Source organism: Vibrio crassostreae 9ZC13 (assembly GCF_000272045.2).
GTDB lineage: Bacteria > Pseudomonadota > Gammaproteobacteria > Enterobacterales > Vibrionaceae > Vibrio > Vibrio crassostreae_C.
Genome location: NZ_AJYZ02000019.1, coordinates 1,310,343 through 1,328,755, shown reverse-complemented (window position 1 = coordinate 1,328,755; position 18,413 = coordinate 1,310,343). Strand labels below are relative to the sequence as shown.

Genomic DNA, 18,413 nt, shown 5'->3' with positions numbered 1-18,413 from the left:
TTCAAACGTTCATGTTTGAAGTGAATAACACGTCATTAGTTTTGTAGGTGTAATCTGAATCTCGAGGATTCAATTGTTGTAATTAGAGTCGCTTTATTTGTAACCGATGTGATTGCAAAAGCTGTTTTTGTAATTGTTTTGTTAATTTGGCGTGAATTTACCCCTTTATTTTTTATTGATATAGGGAAATAATGAAAATAATTAATTCCAAAATTGGCATAATCAGATGCGAGCAGACGATTTGATCCTGTTTTCACAGGTGGTAGAGCTGGGCAGTTTTAGTAAGGTGGCAGAGCAAAATAACCTTACAAATTCGGTAGTTAGTAAAAGAATTGCGCGTTTAGAGGAAGAGATTGGCGTGCAATTATTATATCGAACCACGCGTAAATTGACCTTGACTGAGGCGGGCAAGGCAATGTTACACGGGGCCAAAAATGTGAAGCAGGCAGCTCAAGAGGCTATGGACGCAGTTTCAGGCTTTGGTGAAAATGTCAGTGGTCATATCAAAATGTCAGTGCCTAATATCTCCGGAGATTTGATTCTCGCAGACGCTGTGGCCGAGTTTTGTAATATGCACCCAGGTTTAACGGTCGATATGTCTCTGAATAATCGCTTTGTCGACTTGGTTGAGGATGGTCTCGATTTGGTGATTCGAACCGGCTACTTGGAAGATTCAAGCCTCATTGCTCGTCATATATTGGATTCACAATGGGTGGTGTGTGCCTCGCCATCTTATATCGCTAAGAACGGTAAGCCGATGCAGCCCAAGGATTTGGTTGAGCACAATTGCTTGCAATACGCTTATCAAACGACAGGCGCTAGTGAGTGGCAGTTCTTACACAGTAAGGATGGCTGTACCGACAACGACAAATACATCGTGCGCGTCTCTGGCTCTTTCTCTACCGATAACGCGACGGCATTACGAAAAGCCGCTTTGGGCGGTCATGGTGTGGCGTACGTGCCACGTTGTCTGGTGTATCACGATATTCGTAACGGCCAGCTGGTGGATATCTTCCCTGATTTAGTCGGTAAAAAGCTGGGTATTTATGCGGTGTACCCGTTCACTCGTCAGCCACCGAACAAGATTAAGTTATTGATTGAACACATCAGAACGCGTTATCTGACGATTTCACATTATTTTTAATAAGGATCACGATGAGCTATTTAAAAGAGTATCAATATCCAGTCACCAACAAACAGATCGTCAGCGATGACTATTTTGGTCAGATAGTCGAAGACCCATATCGCTGGTTAGAAGACGACAGAAGTGACGAAACCGCGCAGTGGGTGGCGAGCCAGAATGAAGTGACGTTTGATTACCTCGCTCAAATCCCGTATCGCGCAGAACTGCGAGAGCGATTAGCGAAAGCGCAAGACTACAAAAAGAGCTCACAGCCGTTTGTGCGAGGTAATTACACCTATTTCTATAAGAATGATGGACTGCAGAATCACAGTATTCTTTATCGTCAGAAAGAAGGTCAGTCGATTGAAGTATTCCTAGATCCGAATACCTTCTCGGAAGACGGCACCACATCTCTAGGCTCGGTGTCGTTTTCTAAAGACTACAGCTTAGTGGCGTACAGCATTTCTGAAGGTGGTAGCGACTGGCGCAAGATCTTCGTGATTGATACCGAGACTAAACAGCAGCTTGAAGCCGAAATCACTGACGCCAAATTTACTGGTATTTCTTGGTTGGGTAATCGCGGCTTTTATTACTCTAGTTACGACAAGCCAGACGGCAGTGAACTCTCTGCTCGTACTGAGCAACACAAGCTGTACTTCCATGAGTTGGGTACAGAGCAAGCTAGCGACAAAGTTATCTTTGGTGAGAACAACGCTGAGCAGCACCGCTATGTATCAGGCTATACCACCGAAGACGACCGTTACTTGATCATTCTAGGGCGAGAGTCGACATCGGGTAATAGACTGTTCTATATCGATTTAAACTCACCAGAACAACAGCTGAACACGCTGATTGATCATGTGGATAGCGACATTTATCTCATCGATAACCAAGATGAGACCTTCATTCTATATACGAATCTTGATGCGCCTAATGGCAAGGTGGTGAGCTTTGGTACTCGCGATGGGAAATGGCTCGAAATCATCCCTGAAAAGCCACAGCCATTGGATATCAGCACGGGTGGTGGCCACTTGTTTGCTCACTACATGGTGGATGTGGTGTCTAAGATTGAGCAGTTGGATTACCAAGGTAACCTAGTTCGTGAAATTCATTTGCCTGGGCTGGGAACGGCCAGTGGCTTAGGTGGAAAAAACGAGCAAACTCAGCTTTATTACACCTTTACCAACTATGTAACGCCGCCAACGATTTTCTCTTTCGATGTCGAATCAGGCAATTCTGAAATCTACCAACGCTCTGAGTCTCCGTTTGAGTCGGATCAATTTGAGTCTAAACAAGTCTTCTATACCTCGAAGGATGGCACCAAGGTTCCGATGCTTATCTCTTATAAGAAGGGATTAGTGTTAGATGGCAATAATCCAACCATGTTGTACGCCTATGGTGGCTTTAACGTTAGCCTAACGCCTTCTTTTTCGGGCACGGTTGGCAGTTGGCTAGAACTGGGTGGCGTATATGCGGTGCCGAACCTGCGTGGCGGTGGTGAGTATGGTAAGGCGTGGCACAAAGCGGGAACTCAGCAGAAAAAGCAGAATGTCTTTGACGACTTCATTGCTGCTGCCGAGTTCTTAATTGAAGAAAACTACACCAGTAGCGATAAGTTGGCGATTCGCGGCGGTTCTAACGGAGGCTTGCTGGTAGGAGCTTGTATGACACAAAAGCCTGAGCTGTTCCAAGTGGCTCTGCCTGCTGTTGGGGTGTTGGACATGTTGCGTTACCACACATTCACGTCTGGCGAAGGGTGGGCGTACGACTATGGCACATCCGCGCAGAACAGAGAGATGTTCGAATATCTGCTTGGCTATTCTCCGGTTCATAATGTGGTGCGTGGCACGGATTATCCAGCAACATTGGTGACGACCGCTGATCACGATGACCGCGTAGTACCGGCTCACTCTTATAAGTTCATCTCAGAGCTGCAAGATAAGCATGAAGGTAGTGCGCCCGTGATGATTCGTATTGATGTTAATGCGGGCCATGGCGCCGGAATGCCGCTCAGCAAAGCGATCGATCTCACCGCCGATATCTACGCATTTACTCTGTTCAATATGGGGGTTGCGTCTCTAGATTCACTTTAACGAATGCTTGATTCTAGATAACTGGGTATTTTACTCAGACCAAGAAGCCTCAAAATCTACCTTAGATTTTGAGGTTTTTCATATATATGAAAACCAATCAAATTCACACCTCGTTCTCTTTGCTTTTCGGCACCCTTTTACGTGATAGCCGCCACCATTACTGATGAAATGAAAGCGATTTCAAGCTGATATTTTACGCATTTTTCACTATAACCTGTTGATCTAAAATCAGTAGTTTTCGTCATGGATTTTCTAAAAGTTTCATGGCATTTAAGCTGATTTATCAGTGTGAACAGCGACCAACTTTTCAACTCTTTCATTGCTTAATATTTCCCTGTTCGATGAAAACTCAAAAAAATAATAGGGAATTACAATGCAAAATTTTAAGCTTTTGCCAATAACAGTCGCAGTGGCGGCCTCGCTTGCTTCACTCTCTTCTTTTGCTGCTGATACTGATATCGAAGCATTAGAAAAACGAATTCAAGAGTTAGAATCTAGGGTTCACTTCTCCGCCTTGTTTACTGCTAACGACCAAACCGCTTACGGGGCGATTAAGGCGCTACACGATCACGGTTATAAAGTGCCAGAAGATGTGTCAGTGATTGGGTTTGATGACTTACCAACGTCGAAGTATTTCACACCCGCGTTAACAACATTAAGGCAGCCAATTGAAGAGATTGGTGAAGTGTGTGCTCAGTCGATCTTGAACTTGTTATCTGGCGAGCGACATGAAGCAAGGTTGCCTCCGATTGATTTAATTGTGAGAGAGTCGACCAAATCTTTGTATCGTTAATTTCAAGACAAGCATCAAGGTGGTGCGCCTGTGATGATTCGTACTGATGTCAATGCGAACCATGGTGCAGGAATACCGCTGAGTAAAGCTATCGATCTCACCGCTTATATTTGCGCGTTCATATTGTTCAATACGGGGCAGGTAAGCTAAAACACTTTTGCCCCATTGTGTGTTCACTTCGATGAGTGAACTACATCGGCAATCTATTTTTACAATACATAAACTAATGGTTAGGAAAAGGCCCGACACATTTTCTTTCTTCACTCTAGGTAGTCAGCATATTTAGATAGTATGGACAATAGGATAGAGTCAGACCATACTCCAGTCAAAAAGCTCATCGAAGCGATTCAAGATCTTTAAAGGTTACGGAGACTGAATAAGAGTCAATTTGATTGTTGGTTACTCTGTGACCGGGGGGAGGTGAGAGTGCACGAGGGGTCAGCGTTTTTGAATGAACTCTTCAATACCTTTACAGTTGAAGTATAAAATGAGGCGGCCAAATAGCCGCCCCAGACACACCATCTGACTTGTTTATCCACTCATTCCTTTAAGCTAAAAATTAATTCAATTTCATCATCAAGTCTTCTACCCGTTGGTATAAATCCGAGCTTTTGGTAAATATGGAGAGCATTCCCTTCCTCTTTATCCATTGTGGTCAGGGACACGCCTTGTAAACCGATAATGGAAGCGTATCGCTTACTAAAGTTAATCGCTTGATTTCCCAATCCCTTTCCTTGAAAACGATGGTCAATCATGACGCGCCACACGTACAAATGATCCTTTTGAAAGTGCTCATCGAACTTGTCGAGTAGTCTTGGATCGATAAGAGAGATGAGCCCTGCTGGTTTGTCGTCTAAATAAATGCCGTAACTGACGCTATCGTCGTTGAAACTCGCCTCTGCAAGCCATTCTGCGTTATTAGCAATGAGGTGTTTTTGGGACTCTTCCACGGAGAGGTCGATAATGTCATCGATGGTGTTACCGTTTATTTTTAAAAAGCCAACGTTATTCATGGTAATCTCCCTTGGATAGGTATTTATCTAAAACTATTTGCGCAATATAAAGATCTTGATAGGCAATTCCTGAGCTATCAAAAATAGTAATGTCGTTTTTGTTCCTTTCTTTTAATTGAAGATTGTCACCGATCTGATAGATCTCTTTATCTGGCGCATGCTGGAACTCACCAATTGTTTTGGACTGAGATAAATAATCACAGTAGAGGGTGGCGTTCTCAAATAGCGATGGTGGAAGTTCCTGTTTTCCTATTTTATCTGCTCCCATTGCAGAAATATGAGTTCCAGGTTTTACCCATGAAGATTCAAACAAAGGAGCGGTGGACGCTGTAACGGTAACAATAATATCTGCGCTTTCACAGGCTTCTTGAGCGGATTTGATGTCTGTTGTTAACCCTTCTTTGCTTAGCTCTTTCGCTAGTTGGTTGGCGTTAGTCTGATTTCTACCAACAATCAGGACTTTAGATAGATTCCTAACTTTTGAAATGGCAAGCGCTTCGTATTTAGCTTGATGACCTGTGCCAAATAACGCGAGTACAGATGAATCTTGTCTCGCCAGTAGATCAACAGCGATGGCATCAGCTGCTGCAGTTCGGTAGGCATTGACCAAACTTGCTGACAAAATGGCTTTCATTTCCCCCGTATCCGGTGAAAGAAGAAAGATATGAGTACCATGGTTCGGTCGCCCAAACTGATTATTGCAAGGCCAATAGCTTCCCATTTTCCAACCAAGTAATTGATTTGTGCATGCTGATTTGAGTGAAAACATTGAGCCTTCGATCGGGCCTGATGCGTTAACGACCGGAAATATTGATGAGTGCTGATCTTGTACTGAAGAAAATGCCGCTTTGACCGCTTTGTATGCCAGCTCGTGAGAAATTAACGCTGCTGTCGTTTTTTCATCTAGATAAATCATGTTTACCACCCTGAAACACGTTGCCATTGCTCAATTTGACCCTCGACCAAGTCAAAGACATAGTATTTACTGTGCATCGCGCTTGTAGAGCATGCATGATTTGGGACGATGTGTACTCTAGAACCAATGGGAAAACATTCGAAGTCGATCTCGCTTCCAGAAGCCGCTTCGAGTATGCCGTGCTCTTGATTTACCTGCACTACTTTCAGTATTTGACTCTCTTTGCCATTCGGTTGGAGAACCACGCCATAACATTGTTCGTCATGACCTTTATCTAAAGAAAGAGCCATCCATCCAGCATCAACAAATATTTGCCCCCTCGATTTGTTGTGTCCAATAACACTACTTACTACTGAGATTGCGATATCGTTTAAAGTGCATACTCCAAGCCGATGCATCACTAAGTCAAACAATGAATAGACGCCAGCTCTGACTTCTGTGATTCCACTTGTGTTTGTGTATGAGCATGCCGTCGGGGTAGAACCCACGCTGACTATTTCGCAGTAAATCCCAACCGACTCGAGGCGTTTCGCCGCAAGTTGTGCAGTCGCTACTTCATTACTGGCGGATTGGTTTAACGCTTCTCGAGACTTACAGTGGTAAGACTCACCTGCGTGGAGCATCACCCCTTTAAAATTGCCCAAACCCTTATCTAAGCTCTTAGCCATTGCAATCAGGGCTTCGGAATCTGCACTTACTCCACCTCGGTGTCCGTCGCAATCAATCTCTATCAGGCAGCTAATAACACACCCACGTTCTTGACAGTAGGTGTTAACGAAATCGACTTGTTCCATGCTATCAAGTAAAACCACAATACTCATACCACGTTTCAGTAGCAGTTCGACTCGCAATAGCTTTTCTTTTGATATGCCAACAGCATAGAGAATGTCTTTACAACCATAACTGGCAAGCTGTTCTGCTTCCTCAAGGGTGGATACAGTGATTGGAGCCTCTAGAGAGTCAATTAAGTAAGGAAGCGCATCTAACGACTTTACTGTTTTAAAGTGGGGTCTTAGTGGTGTGCCTAGTTTCGACATATGGCTGCGCATTTGAGCAAGGTTGCTCAAAAATTTTTGTTTATCCAAATAGAGAAATGGTGTGCCGATGGCATTGTATTGTTTTTCTAAATCAGGGTGTCCCGTATGCTTAATCATTTCATTTACCTAAACTTGCAAAGTGAAATTAACTATTGATGAAATGATTATGAAGTAGGAAGAAGTTGAATTATATTAACAAAAATCTACTTATACATTAGGTTGGAAGTTAATGTTAACGACAGAAGATATTCGATTTCTTGTGGTAGTTTCTAACCATAGAACATTGGCAGATGCGGCTCGTACGCTCAATATAACGCCGCCATCAGTCACTCAGCGTATTCAACATATCGAAAAGAAGCTATCGCTTAAGTTACTTCAACGGCCTTCGCGCGTGGTTAGCTTAACAGAAGAAGGGCGCGTTTTAGTTGATACTGGTATTTCGATCCTTGAAGATTTGGACGAGCTCACCGATAAACTCAATGAAAGCAGAGGGGATGTCAGTGGTTGTCTAAGAGTATTGGCGCCCCTTGGCTTTGGCAACGATGTGATAGCCCCTTTATTAGGTGAGTATAAAAAAGCTCATCCTCGCCTAGAGGTGGAGCTAGAGTTATCAGATAAGCCAAACTGGGCCAACCATCATAAATGGGACATTATCATCTACATTGGTCACCTGGCGGATTCCAGCCTTAAGATGGTGAGTTTAGCCCCAAACAAGCGCTTTGTTTGCGCTTCGCCCGAGTATTTATCACGTTATGGACAGCCTGAAACTCCGCAAGATCTTAAGAAGCATCAATGTATTGCGTTGAGAGAAAATAATGAAGATGTCACGTTGTGGAGCTTTACTCATACAGTCTCAGGATCCATAGAAAATGTTCGAATTCGTCCTTCACTTGCAAGTAATGAGGGCAGAGTGATTAAAGACTGGGCCTTAAGAGACTTAGGGATTATCATGCGATCTGAATGGGATATTCAATCACAGATTGATAGTGGTAAATTAGTGCGATTATTGCCAAATTATGAGCTTCCAAATGCCGATATTGTTGCCCTCGTGAGTTCTGCTGCGCATGAGAGGTCAGCGCGAGTCACTGGCTTTTTATCTCTATTAAAAGATCAATGCCAAAAAGCGCCGTGGTTAAGTTGATAGTATGTTGTTATCAGAGGTGTGCTAGCGCCGATCATGGCAAACACACCTTTGCCCCAAGACGTGTTTAGTGCGCATGAAACCAACATGAGATTTATTTGTGCAACAAGCTGCTGCACAATTAGTAAATTGCCTGCTTCATCGAATGTCCAACAGGCTGCTGGACAAACTCCAACCCCAATTTTGCAACAGCCTGTTGCAAAATTCACTATGAAGCACTTCTGCCCCAAAACAATTTAGAGTGTTTGCCTAGTTTAAAAATGTTATTGGTGATTTACTTTATCTTTTTTCATATATGTCTTTAATACATTCTTTTTTGGGTTAGAACGGTATGCTTTCTTCGAATAGGGCTTGTTTTTCGGGTGCTACGCGCTGAGCATAGTAATTCAAGATAGGTGGGCGCGGAGAATTTTCTATTAATATTTTTTTATCTTCGAGTAGAATTATTAATTCTACATATGTCTTAATTGATAAAGAACAAGGACTTATTGTGTAATTTGGCTGAGCTGAGATCTCAAGAAATGAGTCACGCATTTAATACATACTGGAATTAGTCAAAGCACCATCAACTCTAAGTATTGGTCTATGAACACACTTCATCTAAAAGCACTGTTATTAGCCGTAGAAACTGGATCGATTTCTGCCGCGGCACGTAAACTGGGTAAAAAGCAATCTCAGGTTAGTCAATGGATTTCTGATCTGGAAATCGATCTGGGGGTTAACTTCTTTGACCGAACAGGAAATAAAACCACTTTGAGTAAAGACGGGGAACGTTTACTTCCCCATCTTACTCATACACTGAGCCACCTTGATAAGTTTGTCCAAGGTGCTGAAATGCTTATGCAAAATGAGCCGACTGTACTGACCATAGGGATTGAAAACTACATCCCTGACATTGTGTTTACGCAACCTCTAGCCTCTGTTTTAGATTTACCCCATTTGAGTGTTGAGGTCTATCGCGATGAAAGAACCCAACTGGAGCAAGACTTAGGCGATGGTCATGTAGATGTCATAATTACCCATGAGTCGGAAACTATTCATCACAAACATTTCGATTATTGCCGTCTAGGGTACTATAGAGAAATTCTAGTCTGTAGTCCTGACCATCCACTGGCTCAGTTATCTCACGTTACCAGTAAGGACTTGAGTGAATACCGCGAGTTAGTATGGGGTGAAGTAAGTAGCGAAGACAACGATGGTTTTAGCCCGTGTTACTGTGTGTTCTCAGATATCGATCCCCTCATAGCTATGCTCAAACACAATAAGGGATTTGCGTTTTTACCAGAGGAGTGTGTTAGCACGCAAATCGAAAACGGCCTACTGGTTGCTCTCAAATGCGACTTCGAACTCTCTGGCATTGACCGAAAAGTTGAGCTGTGTTGGCGCAACGGACTAACCCTTTCTGAAAGTGGGAGTATGGTAATTAAAGCCTTTAAACACTACCATCTTCTGCCCCAGAAACACCAATACAAGTAGCGAATTAGTCAGACGCTGCGATAAGCGCATCCCACCAATCATAGATATACAGGGAGGCGTAAATAGGTAATAGCGCCCATAGCAATGGATCGTCCCATACCGTTGATGTGGTGCCAATAGCCGCTATCGCCAAGATCATAAGCTCAGAAATACCAGTAAAGAGAAGTAGCTTAGTGAAGTGAACCAGAATTCGCTGAATCTGATTAGCAAGCTGAGTTTTCTGGTATGTCGCTTCAAACACGCCAATAATACCAGCAGCCATCATGAGCCCAATAACGGCTAAAATCGCCGACTGATTACCATGTTCCATATCGCGCATGCTATCGAAGGTGCAGCTAAACAGTACCGGGACAAGGATCACCAGCAGTATTAGTTGTTTCAGGCTCACTTCAATATAGAAACGTTTACGTAGCACTCTTACCTCCGTGGAAAAAATAAGGTGCCGGAAACATCCTGCACCTTTTTAGTTACTCTTCTGAGTCGAAAACTATATCACCCTGTAACATTGTCATTAAGATCTTAGTGTCGGCAATCTCACCTACCCGCAAGCGGGTAATATCATGTTCCAAAATGGCAAAGTCTGCTGATTTTCCGACTTCTATCGAACCTGTAATATCACTGATTCCCAAACTTTCTGCGGCGTTGGTTGTGTAAGCATCAATCGCTGAATGAATATCCGGCAATCCCGTTTTACCCATTTTAAGGCTATTGGCGATACCAACTAACGGATTGATATCATGCACATTCCAGTCACTACTCAAAGAGACGTTAGCCCCTGTATCAAAGATGGCTTTCAGGTTCATCATGGCTCTGGTGCGTTTAGCACCAAGAAAAACTTCTGCCCATTTGTGATCATGGTAAGCCACATAATCAGAGCCAACCTGAAAATCTGCCGTTACATTCAGCTTGGCAAAACGCGGGACATCTTTTGAGTTCACCAGCTCCACATGAGTTAGTGTATAAGGTTTATCTGCGCCTTGACTGCGAACATATTCGATAGCATTCAGTGACTCACGAATACCTCCATCACCTATAGCATGAATATGAGCGCTATAACCAATTTGATTTAACTCATCAAGCCAGATTTTCATTTGCTGCGGTGGAATATAGTTGATGCCGTATGGCTCGTCAGGAATATAGGTGTCTAGATACGGAGCCAGTGTTTTTGCAGTTCCGTTAATGAAAATACCATCGCTATACATTTTCACCTGATCCACCAGTAGCAAACGAGATTTGTCGCTGGATTGAATTTTCTTTAAAAATGTAAGCTGGGGTTCCATGGAGTCGGCCGGGTAAATCCACGGGCGAAGCGATACACGAGCCGTTAAGTTTCCTTTTTCTTCAGCTTGTTTCCACACTTCATACCAGCCACGTTTCCAATATAATCGACCGTCACCAATTGTGGTTATACCATGAGCGGCCGCTTCTTCAAGGCCTGCCATTAAGCCTTCGTAACTTTGATCAAATTGGCTCTCTAAGCTGTTCCATGCCATCTCCATAACAATATCGCCCGCATTATCAAGCAAAATGCCATTGAGTTCTCCAGTTTCATCGTCTTTAAGAATCTTGCCGCCTTGCGGTTCTTGGGAGTGTTTGGAGATGCCTGCTTGCTTAAGGGCTGCTGAATTCACCCACATGGAGTGGGAAGTCTGCTCCATAATCACCACTGGTTGATCCGGGAAAATACGGTCAATCACTTCTAAAGGTGTATAACGGTTGTCTTCACTTAGGATTGCATCAAGAGAAAAGCCATAACCCATTAGCCATTCGTTCGACTTAGCTTGCTTACGACACGCTTTTAGATAGGGGATCTGCTCTTCCAGTGAAGTATCCATATTCAGCTCACAATTGCCCCCTGCCTCCGAAGCCGCTTCAAACACATGGTTGTGGTTATCGATAAAACCCGGCATCACAAAAGCTTGTTCAACATTGATAATGTTAGTTGTCGAGGTCCGATAGGCATTGACTTCGGGTGTATTACCAACATACACAATATTACCATCGTAAATCGCGATAGCATCTGCATCGTCGTAACCGTAAATCTTGGCGTTAGTGATAATCACATCCGCTTGTTCAGCAGCAAGAGAAATTGGACTCATGGTTAAGCTCGCTATTAATGCAAGTGAGTAAACTCGGTTCATATATTGATCCTTTAATGTCCCACAATATCTGTGAGTATAGGAAGTAGGTGGTTTGAAGAAAGTCTACAGTAGTCAAAAAATAAATGAAAAATAGTGAGTATTAGAATCTTGGGGTAGTCTGCACAAATCAGATTTCAAGTTACTTATTCTTATATGTTGCACTCTTGTTAAAGCAATTAATCTAACAAAGTATTGTCCACGGATGATTCTGAGCACCCTGAACGACTGCGTGATCGATGGCTATCAGGCTGGAACAGTTTCAGTTTATAGCCAGACTTTATGTTGACCAATAATATCGAAGAGGAGGTCAACATGAGAAAGTTATCTTCGGGAAAATGCAGCGGCATTAAACGACCATTCAAGTTGGAAGAAATTTGGCGAATTAGAACTAGGCTAGAGCTTGAAAGCGACCTAATGCAGCTTGCACTATTGAACTTAGCCATTGATAGCAAATTAAGGGCAAGTGATTTACTAAGGCTGCATGTATATGATGTTTCTTCGCAAGGTGTAATCTATGAAAGGGTTCAATGCATCCAGAAAAAAACTGGCACCGACGTCCACTACGAGATTACCCCGAGAACGCAACAAAGTATTAGCCGATGGATCTACTCGGCATCCTTAGAGGCAAGCAGTTTTTTGTTTCCAAGTGGTCGCCAAAAAGGACAACCTATCAGCTACTCATTCTATCGATCGATTATCAGGAACTGGGCAGTAAAACTTGGATTGAATGCGGACTACTATGGCACTCATTCCATGCGCCGTACTAAAGCAACCTTGATCTATGCCAAAACAAAAAACATCAGAGCGGTACAGATTTTACTGGGGCACTCGAAGCTAGATAACACTATTCGTTACCTTGGAGTGGAACTGGAAGACGCTCTGAGGCTCTCAGAGCAAACAGACTGCTGAGGCTTGCTGATACAGGCTTTTCTCCTGAAAAGCCTGTGCCACAAAGTCATTTTGGCCAGCAGTCCAGCATAGCGCGTTCTGTTGGTTCTTCCCCTATTTTTGCTAATGTCATCACGCCTGATTGACCATGCAGCGTGTACAGTTATGAGTGCAGTTGTGATAGTGCTATCAGACGCATGGGGCTTTGGTAGTGTGTGAAAAACTCACATTGGCAGACGATGCTCTGTTTAAACAGAGCACAACGCTATTGAATAAGATGTTAGCTTCTTAAACAAGGATGAACATGAAATTAGAGTCAGTTAGAATTCAAAACTTCCGGTCTTTTAAAGACGAAACTGTAAACTTCGATGATTATAACTGCTTGGTTGGTCCAAATGGTGCCGGAAAATCAACAGTAATGAATGCACTGAATGTTTTCTTTCGTCAGCATAAAGACTCTAAAACCGACTTAAGCAAACTTTCTGCTGATGACTTTCACCATAAAAATACGAGTGAACCAATCTCAATTACGGTGACTTTCAAAGACCTTTCGACAGAGGCTAAAAAAGGGCTAGCTGATTATGTAAGACAGGACCAGTTAGTTGTTATGGCTAAGGCTGAATATGACGAGGGAACAGAAAGGGCTGGAGTAAAGCAATTTGGTAATAGACTCGGCATGACCGAGTTTAAAGTTTGGTTTGAGGCTGAAAAAGCTAAGAAACCAGCAAAGGAACTAAAAGAGATATTTGCTAACTTGAGAGACAAGTGGCCTGATATATCAACAGCAAGTTCAAAAGCCGACATGGCTGACGCACTCAACTCATTTGAGGCCGATCATCCTGAAAATTGTAGCCTTATCCCAAGTGAGGATCAGTTTTATGGTGTTTCAAAAGGTGCAAACAGACTCGCCCCGCATTTACAGTGGGTATTTGTATCCGCGTCAAAAGATTTTTCAGAAGAAGCAGAGGAAAACAAAAATTCTGCTCTTGGACAGCTATTATCGCGGGCCATAAGATCAAAGGTCAATTTCACAGAAAAAGTTACCAGTTTAAGAAATGACCTAAAACAAAACTATCAATCAATGCTTGAAGCAGAACAAGGAGTTCTTTCGAGCATATCTGATTCATTGGAAACTAAGCTAAAGCTTTGGGCTAATCCAAGCGCAACTGCAAAAGTTCTTTGGAAAAGTGATGCTGATAAAGCCATAAAAATCGAAGAGCCATTTGCTCATATACAAATTGGGGAAAAAGGCTTTGAAAGTGAATTAGCTCACTTTGGTCATGGAATGCAGAGATCATATCTATTAACTCTACTTCAAGAGCTAGCTGACATTGATGACGAAAACGCCCCTACGCTAGTTATGGCGATTGAAGAACCTGAGTTATATCAACACCCACCTCAAGCGAGGTATTTATCAGAAGTTTTACAAGACCTAGCTAATGATAATTCTCAAATCGTTGTATGCTCGCATAGTCCATATTTTATACCAAGTGATGATTTCCATACGGTGAGAATGGTAAGAGAGGTTGGTTCTCCGGTTTCTTCATCAGTAACCTCATTAAAGTATGACGATTTAGTAAAAGAGTTAAAGGATGCTGGGGAGAAAGCCGTTAAAGAAAGCGGTATGATCGCTAAGCTTTACCCAACACTACGTCCTGAAATTAGTGAGATGTTTTTTAGCAAGAAACTGATATTAGTCGAAGGAATTGAGGATGTGGCTTATTTAACCTCTTATGTTCAATTGATGGGTAAATTGTCAGAATTTAGGCGTTCTGGTTACCATATAATTCCAGTTGGTGGAAAAAATGAATTAATAAAACCGTTAGCAATAGCAAAATTACTTAATATCGAAGTGTTTGTAGTTTGTGATGCTGACACCGACAAAACAAGAGAATCTGAAATCAACAAACACAAAAACGATAATGCTGCTATTTTGCATCTATTAGGTCATGACAAAAATGAACATTGGCCAAGTAACGATGTGAAAAAATCTAACCTTAGAATGTGGAAAACAAATATAACAAACACAATAGGGCCTGAGTTTGGTGAAGATTGGAAGCAACATGAAGATCAAGCAGCTGCCTATTACGGGAATGCAGGTGGATTAAAGAAAAACCCCTTAGCTGTCTCAAGGGCGCTAGAAAGCGCTTGGAAAGCAGGCTTAAAGTCAGATACTTTACAGGAGTTAGTTAATAGTATTCTGGGCTCAAGTACAACAGAAGCTAACAAGCCAAAGCAGGCGGACAGCGCAAGTGCTGCCGCTATTTGAGGTGTTAATCTCACGTTTCTAGCGCGTTTGTGCCCCTAAATTGGTTTAGCCAAAAAGTCTGCATTCACAGTCGAGTGGTTTTTGGCCTAATAGAACTAATCTGACACCCAAACTCAAAAAGAACGTAAACTGGGTATCAGAGTGCAGTTCTTAGTTCAAAGCAACTCGATGACTTTTGCTCTACAAACCGATCTTAAAGCGTCACAAACCTACAAGGCGTTATGGAAGCATACCGCCTTGATCAAGTGTCTAAAATCTTCGCTAAGAGCGTTTGAGGTGGTCTGAGGGCTGTTTCTGATAGCAAACGCGCACATTTACCATAATAGGAATAATGAACACCTAGTTTATGCACTAACTTTGTTATTATCTATGCCTTAATTTTTTAGCGTTTTTAGGTCTGATATGAAAAAATGGCAAAATTCAGAGTGATATTTTTACTCTTAGCAACCTCGATGTTGTCAGCTTGTGTGTATACATCCAATGTTGATTATGTGCGTATTTCGGTGATTGCGATCGCCTGTTTCGGTTTATTCCGATCACCAGATCCTACCTTTTTTCTCTCTTCTTATTTTTACTCTAAGTGATCGGATAATCGCGGAATCAGTGATCGGTTTAAACCGAAATGGGTGATCGGATAATCACGAAGTGATTTCGCACACATCGGTACGATGTATAAGTGCGCATTTCCTCATAATCAGAAATGTGTTTTCACAGCATTGTGATGGTAAAATACCCAAGTATCAACAACAGGATTTGACCATGACAACAAAACTAGAAAAGCTAAAGCGAAAACAAGAGCAACTGAAAGAGCAGATACAAAAAGAGGCACAACGAGTTAAAGCTCAAAACAGAAAGAATGACACAAGACGAAAGATTCTTTTAGGGACGATGGTATTAGATAGGATGTCAAAAAATGACGAGTACAAACAAAAGATCCTATTAATGTTGGATTCTTATTTAAAAAATGAACGTGATAGACTTCTATTTTCGTTAGAGGATAAAAAGCATGACTAGATGTATTCTTCACATACACTCCCAGCCATTACCACCAAATAAAAATAGTGGTGGTGCAAACCGATTGGTTGATTGGTTAGCAAAAGAACAATCCAATATGGGATTTAAAATATATGTATTGTCTCCAGAAGGTTACTCAACAAAACAATATACTCACATTACATTGACAGATGAAGCGAAATGTAATTTACAAAAACTTTCAACATTAATCCCAAAAGATATTACAGACATAGAATATCATGGAGGATTATCCACGGAAATAATATTTAAGTTACGAGATAGATATAAAAACTTTATATCTATCTGCCACGCAGGAGATGGAATTCAGTGTAATACTGTGTTTGTATCAAAAAGCCACGCATCTCAGTCTAAATATAATAAAAATAAAATTAATTTTAATTACATCTATAATGGAATCCCAGAATCAGAATTTGAATATAACGAACAAAAAAAAGGATATTTTCTTTTTTTAGCCAAAGTAAAAAGAAGTAAAAAAGGAATACAGACAGCAATAAAAGTAGCAAAGAAAACAAAATCAAATTTGATTGTGGCTGGCGGACACCGACTAGGCTCACCAGAAACATGGTTTAAATGGCATCCATTAATTACACCAGTTGGATTTGTGAATGGTGATTTTAAAAAAGACTTGTTAAGAAACGCAAAAGCATTACTTGTTCCAATATCTTGGGAAGAACCTTTTGGGCTAACAATTATTGAAGCAATGCTATCAGGAACACCTGTAATAGCATACAACAGGGGGGCAATGAGTGAATTGATAGTACATGGTGAAACAGGGTTTCTGTGTGAGAATGAAGACGAATTTATCAAAGCGATGTCACTTACCCATCAGCTAAATAAGAAAAAAATGAGAGAAAGAGCGATAAAATATTTCTCATCCTCAGCAATGGCAATAGGTCATCTCAAAATGCTCGATCAGGCATCAACAAAGCAGTGGGAATAAGTGCGTGAAATGCCCCTTATGTTAAATGCGCTACTTAGCTATTAAAAATCAATGCTAGAGGCTCTAAAATCGACGTAGAGCGCATTACACCACACAAACCACACCCAGATAGCTGCAGGGCAAGATTACGAAGCCCCTTGCCCTGCAAGGACTTGCGAAAGGTAAGCGTTATTGCGGTTCGCTTTTTTCTGCTTTCTTTTGATCCCTGCTTTGAAGCTGATTTCTTCCGTCAGCAGATTTAAAGCTATATGTCTTATAACTGCTAAATTCTCACCGGCTTGCTCTCGACGTATCCGACATTCATCTTCTTTAAAACCAACGTCTAATCGCCAGTGCATCTGATTTTCAATGCTCCAATGTGCTCGCGTGCTCTCTAGTAAAGCTTTAGCCGTTAGTTTTGCTGAGCTTATGTAGTGCTTGATTTGCATTGTTTCTGCTGGCTTATCACCTTTTTGACGAATTGAAACGACCATACCAATTGTGGAGAGTTCAGCCCAATCAAACGCTATATAGCCTAAGAAATCTGTATTGTGAACAACCATACTCAAACGCGTTTCTGTACGACCATGCCCTTTCTCTTGAGTGACGTATTTATCACCTTCAAAACTATTAATCATACTAGAATTAAACACTTGGCTAATCGCTTGCTCCAATCGTTTTTGATTACCTTTTACCGCTAAGAGATAATCTGCATCTTGAGCGACTATCTTTTCAGCTATATCCTTCTGGCATCCCATAGCATCAATAGTCACTAAACAACCTCGCAAGGAAAGCATTTCAAGCAGTTCAGGGATCGCTTTTATTTCATTGCTTTTATCCGCAGTCTTCACTTGTCCTAGTACAACTTGGTTTGCTGCACTAAAGGCACTAACCATATGGATTGCACCACAACGCTTGTCTTTGTTGTATGTGCCTCTGAGAGTTTTGCCGTCGATAGCAATCACTTCACCCTCTGTCGTCTCATGACAGTCTTTCATCCACGCAGTAAAGCATCGTTGCAGTTGCTTGGCGGAAATAAGATTGATAACTCGGGCAATGGTATCGTGTACTGGTATGCCTTGTTTGAAATCACCATACTGCCTAAGCCATTCCAAGTTATCTTCACCAAAATCTTCAATATCCTCCCAACCTTCAGCACCAGCAATCACTGCTGCAATTGTTAAGAAGATAATGTCGGTTAGCGTGTGCTCTATTTTCCAAGCTTGGCGAGGGTCTCGAATAACTGAAATATGGTCCAAAAGGCTTAATCCATTCATTATGGCTAAATATCTGCTGTTAAAAAACAGTATATGATCACACCTAAATCTGATCATCAAATCGATCTTGAATGTATTGAATTTGTTGTGACTTCAGTGTACAAATTAGTGGAAACATCACTTCACGCTACCCCTTATTCCATATGGGTTTTTCATGATCTTGCCCTGCAGCGAACTCTGTTCAAAGTCCGTTAATTTTAGCAAACCTTCATAATCACTGGTTCGAATCACTGAGTTGATTTTTCATATACGCCAGAAACGAAAAATGTCGCATCCATGCGACATTTCTCTT

The 18,413-nt window shown here is 41.9% G+C and carries 15 protein-coding genes; 9 read left to right on the top strand and 6 right to left on the bottom strand.

The annotated features are described in order from the left end of the window. Positions 1–226 precede the first annotated feature (226 nt). The 3 genes from A136_RS07070 to A136_RS07060 all read left to right on the top strand — a co-directional run bounded on the left by A136_RS07070 (position 227) and on the right by A136_RS07060 (position 4,009). Positions 227–1,144 carry a LysR family transcriptional regulator gene (locus A136_RS07070; protein WP_017065042.1) on the top strand — a complete coding sequence of 306 codons (918 nt, stop codon included), beginning with the start codon at positions 227–229 and terminating at the stop codon, positions 1,142–1,144. 11 nt (positions 1,145–1,155) lie between these two features. Beyond that, positions 1,156–3,216: a prolyl oligopeptidase family serine peptidase gene (locus tag A136_RS07065; protein WP_017065041.1), complete on the top strand. Its 2,061-nt coding sequence runs from the start codon at positions 1,156–1,158 to the stop codon at positions 3,214–3,216. 373 nt (positions 3,217–3,589) lie between these two features. Next, entirely contained in the window at positions 3,590–4,009 is a 420-nt protein-coding gene (locus A136_RS07060; RefSeq protein WP_017065040.1) for a substrate-binding domain-containing protein, read from the top strand. A gap of 539 nt (positions 4,010–4,548) precedes the next feature. Here the strand turns inward: A136_RS07060 and A136_RS07055 are convergent. Genes A136_RS07055 through A136_RS07045 form a run of 3 tightly spaced genes read right to left on the bottom strand, consistent with a single transcriptional unit; the run spans position 4,549 to position 7,092 of the window. After that, a complete protein-coding gene (locus A136_RS07055; protein WP_017065039.1) occupies positions 4,549–5,022 on the bottom strand; it encodes a GNAT family N-acetyltransferase in 474 nt (157 codons plus the stop codon). Further along, entirely contained in the window at positions 5,015–5,938 is a 924-nt protein-coding gene (locus tag A136_RS07050) for an ornithine cyclodeaminase family protein (RefSeq protein WP_017065038.1), read from the bottom strand. Before A136_RS07050 ends, A136_RS07055 begins: the two co-directional genes overlap by 8 nt. A 2-nt stretch (positions 5,939–5,940) precedes the next feature. Continuing rightward, the gene (locus A136_RS07045) at positions 5,941–7,092 is read right to left on the bottom strand and encodes an alanine racemase (RefSeq protein ID WP_017065037.1); all 1,152 of its coding nucleotides are present in this window, start codon (positions 7,090–7,092) and stop codon (positions 5,941–5,943) included. A gap of 112 nt (positions 7,093–7,204) precedes the next feature. Here A136_RS07045 and A136_RS07040 point away from each other — a divergent pair, with 112 nt between their 5' ends. Then, positions 7,205–8,116, top strand: a complete 912-nt coding sequence (locus tag A136_RS07040) for a LysR family transcriptional regulator (protein WP_017065036.1) — start codon at positions 7,205–7,207, stop codon at positions 8,114–8,116. A 585-nt stretch (positions 8,117–8,701) separates the two neighbouring features. Beyond that, positions 8,702–9,592 (top strand): LysR family transcriptional regulator, encoded by an 891-nt coding sequence (locus A136_RS07035; protein WP_017065035.1) that lies wholly within the window; start codon positions 8,702–8,704, stop codon positions 9,590–9,592. 4 nt (positions 9,593–9,596) lie between these two features. On the opposite strand, the gene A136_RS07030 is transcribed toward A136_RS07035, so the two are convergent. Both A136_RS07030 and A136_RS07025 read right to left on the bottom strand, forming a co-directional pair. Beyond that, a complete protein-coding gene (locus tag A136_RS07030; RefSeq protein ID WP_017065034.1) occupies positions 9,597–10,007 on the bottom strand; it encodes a hypothetical protein in 411 nt (136 codons plus the stop codon). Positions 10,008–10,059: 52 nt separating this feature from the next. Continuing rightward, entirely contained in the window at positions 10,060–11,733 is a 1,674-nt protein-coding gene (locus A136_RS07025; RefSeq protein ID WP_017065033.1) for an amidohydrolase, read from the bottom strand. A 312-nt stretch (positions 11,734–12,045) separates the two neighbouring features. On the opposite strand from A136_RS07025, the gene A136_RS07020 reads away from it, so the two are divergent. From A136_RS07020 to A136_RS07005, 4 genes are all read left to right on the top strand, one after another. After that, positions 12,046–12,642, top strand: coding sequence for a tyrosine-type recombinase/integrase (locus tag A136_RS07020; RefSeq protein ID WP_029235274.1), 597 nt, complete (start codon positions 12,046–12,048; stop codon positions 12,640–12,642). 283 nt (positions 12,643–12,925) lie between these two features. Next, positions 12,926–14,890, top strand: coding sequence for an ATP-dependent nuclease (locus tag A136_RS22180; protein ID WP_017065031.1), 1,965 nt, complete (start codon positions 12,926–12,928; stop codon positions 14,888–14,890). Positions 14,891–15,649: 759 nt separating this feature from the next. Next, positions 15,650–15,904: a hypothetical protein gene (locus A136_RS07010; RefSeq protein ID WP_017065030.1), complete on the top strand. Its 255-nt coding sequence runs from the start codon at positions 15,650–15,652 to the stop codon at positions 15,902–15,904. Continuing rightward, the gene (locus A136_RS07005; protein ID WP_017065029.1) at positions 15,897–16,865 is read left to right on the top strand and encodes a glycosyltransferase; all 969 of its coding nucleotides are present in this window, start codon (positions 15,897–15,899) and stop codon (positions 16,863–16,865) included. The genes A136_RS07010 and A136_RS07005 overlap by 8 nt, the downstream gene beginning before the upstream one ends. 125 nt (positions 16,866–16,990) lie before the next feature. Here A136_RS07005 and A136_RS07000 read toward each other — a convergent pair whose 3' ends face one another. Then, a complete protein-coding gene (locus A136_RS07000; protein WP_029235273.1) occupies positions 16,991–18,121 on the bottom strand; it encodes an ISAs1 family transposase in 1,131 nt (376 codons plus the stop codon). Positions 18,122–18,413 lie beyond the last annotated feature (292 nt).